Below are 3,122 nucleotides of genomic sequence, written 5' to 3'. Positions count from 1 at the left end.
ATCCCGGGTAAAGAAGTTCCAGGCAATTTTTTCGCCCTGAAAAGGCAGGTAGAGGGGGGAGCTTCGCGATGGGGCTGAATAAAATAAGGAATATATAGAAAAAGGGGGTTATTTGCCCAACGTTTTTTCTCCTCCCACCGGGGAAGGGTTGGGGAAGGGCCACAAACTCACAAGCGTGTATGAAAAAAGAAGGGGCCACCTCATAAAGGAGAGCCCCTATACCATTTTTTGTTATTTTAATTCAAAAACCGCTGTTTCATTGGGTGGAATAGCAATGTTTTTCAGGTCATTAATCTTTTTGTGTGTCAACACATTCACTGCTGATGATGCGAATTGAGATCTTTCTTTATAGTCTTCTGCGTTGAGTGAGACCTCATGATTGTTGGAATTGACCACTATCATGACTGTTTATAAATCGCTCTGCACAAAAGAGCCTGCAAACTGAAAGGTGGTGCCATCCACCTCATAGTTGTACCACACGTTAAAGATGCCTGTTTGTGGCCACCAGTAGCCGCCTCCGTCTGTTATTTCCAGTTGGTCCCAGGATTTTATGGTCAGCGAGTTGTCGTCGTTTACCTTCAGGGTGAGGCCGTAGGGGCCGATGTTATCCTGCGATTCGGTATAGGCCAGATGGAATAGGCGCACTGTGTTGGCATTTACGGCCTTAAAAGATCGGGTGGCCGTAACGGAGGTGGAGTCGCCTACGGCCTGCCCCTCAGCCCATCGGTAGTAATAACCTTCCATCTGGTAGGTGTCGGAGTATTCATTGACGAAGATATAAGACTGTATCAGCACCGTATCTGTCTGTCTGATGGAGAGATCGTCCGGATCGGAGACTTCGCTGATTTTGAAGGTAAGGGCATATAGCGAGTCGCAGTGTAGCTCCGATGATTTCAGATACAGAGGCATCCTGGCGTACACCTCGCCGGCTTTCAGGGTTATTTCATTATGGGGAATGCGGTAAAACGCCTCTTCCAGATGCTGATACTGCACGTCATCGTCTTTCAGGTATTTGAAGTTGTAGTCGGCAATGGAGTTGAAGCCGGCCTCATCAACCGTTACTGAGAAATCGTGGTCGATGTTTAAACTGCCTCCGGTGGCTACGGAAATAAAGGTTTCCTGCTCTTCAGCATCATTGTAGGGGATCTCAACTACCGACATTCCCATGTTGGTAGTTTCGTCGGCTCCAACAAGATATACTTGTTTGTAGTACTGTTCCTCGCTAAGAGGATTTTCCTGACTGCAACCTGCTATAAGGGCAGGCACCATGTATAAAAATAGTTTTGCTTTTTTCATTGCGTATTGTGTTTTGAGTTTCTTGTTTTGGTTTTTTTGTTACACAGAGTTTCACAGAGGAGACACAGAGGGTCACTGAGCTAACAAACCAACAGCTAACAGCCATGAGCTAACAGCTACGAACTCTCAGCCTCAGCCTCAGCCTCCCAGCTACGAGCTACGAGCCAAGAGCTATTTTTCCCTTCCGCTCACCATCCGGGATTTTACTACCCCTCAACCTCAGCCTCAACCTCCCAGCTACGAGCTACGAGCTACGAGCCAAGAGCTATATCTCCCTTCCGCTCACCATCCGGGATTTTGCACCAGTCTGGAGTTCTTGTCGAGAGCACTTTTGGGGATGGGCCAGAAATACATCTTAAACGACCAGGAGCGTTGGGTGAGGTTGCTGTTAAGGGTAGTACGGGTATAATATTTTTCCCTTTCAGAGCTTTTGGCTCTTACATTCATTCCCACCACAGGGGCGTTGTAAGCATCAGGGGCATCCATCCACCGGCGCAGATCATGATAGCGGCGACCTTCGCAGGCAAACTCCACTTGTCGTTCGCGTTTGATGGCCTCTCTGAGGGATTCCCGGCTGGCCAGTTCGGCAGGGGAGAGTCCGGGAAGACCGGCGCGGAATCTTACCTGATTAAAAGCACTTTTTATCTCTTCCATATTCCGGGTTACCGTAATTCCTGTTGCTTCATCGGTATATGAGCCGTCGAGCTCGTTGAGAGCTTCGGCATAGTTGAGCAGAATTTCGGCATAGCGGAATATGGGGAATACTTTGCTTTTTTGGCTGCCTTTCAGGTTGTCGGTGGGATGGTTGTACTTGATGCAAGTGTAGCCCGTATGGTTATAGTCGTCGGGATAATTGACTGTGGGAGCCGCTGTTCCATCCGAATAATAAGTAACTTCGTAATTGGTGACAGCTTCGGAACCGGAATAGTTGGTACCTGGCCAGAAGGAGTGTGAAAAGCCAATGGTTGTGTAAAAACGGGCTTCCCTGTTTTCATACATTCTGGCAGTATTGGAGGTATATACGGTAAATCCCCCCATGCTTTTGGACGAAGCTACCGGAAGGTATTTCTGGTCTTCACCGGGATAGGGATATTCGTTACCTGAATCGTTGATATCACTTCCGTCCTTCATTCTGAAGGCATCCACCAGGGGTTGAGTAATGTTTAGCCCGCAGCCACCTCCCAACGATGCCGGAGAAGAATTCCAGAGGGGTGAATCCCCACCCGTGGGGGCAACCTGTGTGCCCCAGATGAGTTCCGGATTGCTGGTTGGCATTACTTCCCCGATGAAGGGGTATTTACAGGACCTATAAGGGTCTATATTTCCTGCTCCGTTGGGAAAAGGGGCGTCCGGCACATTGGAGGGGAGCTCTTCAGCTCCTGACTCTCGGGGGTAGGTATACAGCCTGTAAAGTCCTGTTTCGATGAGTCGTCTGGATGCTACGGCTGCTTTTCCCCATTTGCTGTTTTCGCTGGTCTGGGTAATAAAGGGAGTTCCGTCGCTACGGACCCAGTTGGTGTAGGCTGTGTTGCCGTTGTATTGTGGACTGGCTGCAACCAGCAAAACCCGTGACATCACAGCCAAAGCTACACCGGAGGTGGGGCGAAAAATATCGGATGCTGATTCCCTGTTGGCAGGCAGGTATTTACATGCTTCTTCCATATTTTCGATGATATAATCCACGCAATCGTCGTAAGTGTTGCGTTCGACCATCAGCTTTCCTGCTTCGTCGTTGACGTCTACCAACCCATCGGGAGGTATAGCCACTGGCCCGTATTGCTGCAACAGGAGATAGAGAAGATAGCCCCTAAAGAAATACATCTCTC

3 protein-coding genes are annotated in these 3,122 nt (G+C 49.0%); all 3 read right to left on the bottom strand.

Annotated elements, in window-relative coordinates; genetic code table 11:
- Positions 1 to 231 precede the first annotated feature (231 nt).
- Positions 232 to 402 (bottom strand): cyclomaltodextrinase C-terminal domain-containing protein, encoded by a 171-nt coding sequence (locus QZZ43_RS16130; protein ID WP_291861522.1) that lies wholly within the window; start codon positions 400 to 402, stop codon positions 232 to 234.
- Between the two features lie 6 nt (positions 403 to 408).
- On the bottom strand, positions 409 to 1,296 hold the full coding sequence (locus tag QZZ43_RS16125; RefSeq protein WP_291861520.1) for a DUF4361 domain-containing protein: 888 nt from the start codon (positions 1,294 to 1,296) through the stop codon (positions 409 to 411).
- A gap of 282 nt (positions 1,297 to 1,578) precedes the next feature.
- On the bottom strand, positions 1,579 to 3,122 hold a 1,544-nt coding region (locus QZZ43_RS16120), incomplete at its 5' end, for a RagB/SusD family nutrient uptake outer membrane protein (RefSeq protein ID WP_291861518.1).

This window comes from Marinilabilia sp. (assembly GCF_016278715.1).
Classification (GTDB): Bacteria; Bacteroidota; Bacteroidia; order Bacteroidales; family Marinilabiliaceae; genus Marinilabilia.
Note: the sequence above shows the minus strand (reverse complement) of the source record. Positions and strands in the feature narration are given on the sequence as shown.

Coding starts and splice junctions, on each gene's coding strand:
- QZZ43_RS16125 (WP_291861520.1), bottom strand. CDS start 1,296: ATGAAAAAAGCAAAACTATTTTTATACATGGTGCCTGCCCTTATAGCA.
- QZZ43_RS16130 (WP_291861522.1), bottom strand. CDS start 402: ATGATAGTGGTCAATTCCAACAATCATGAGGTCTCACTCAACGCAGAA.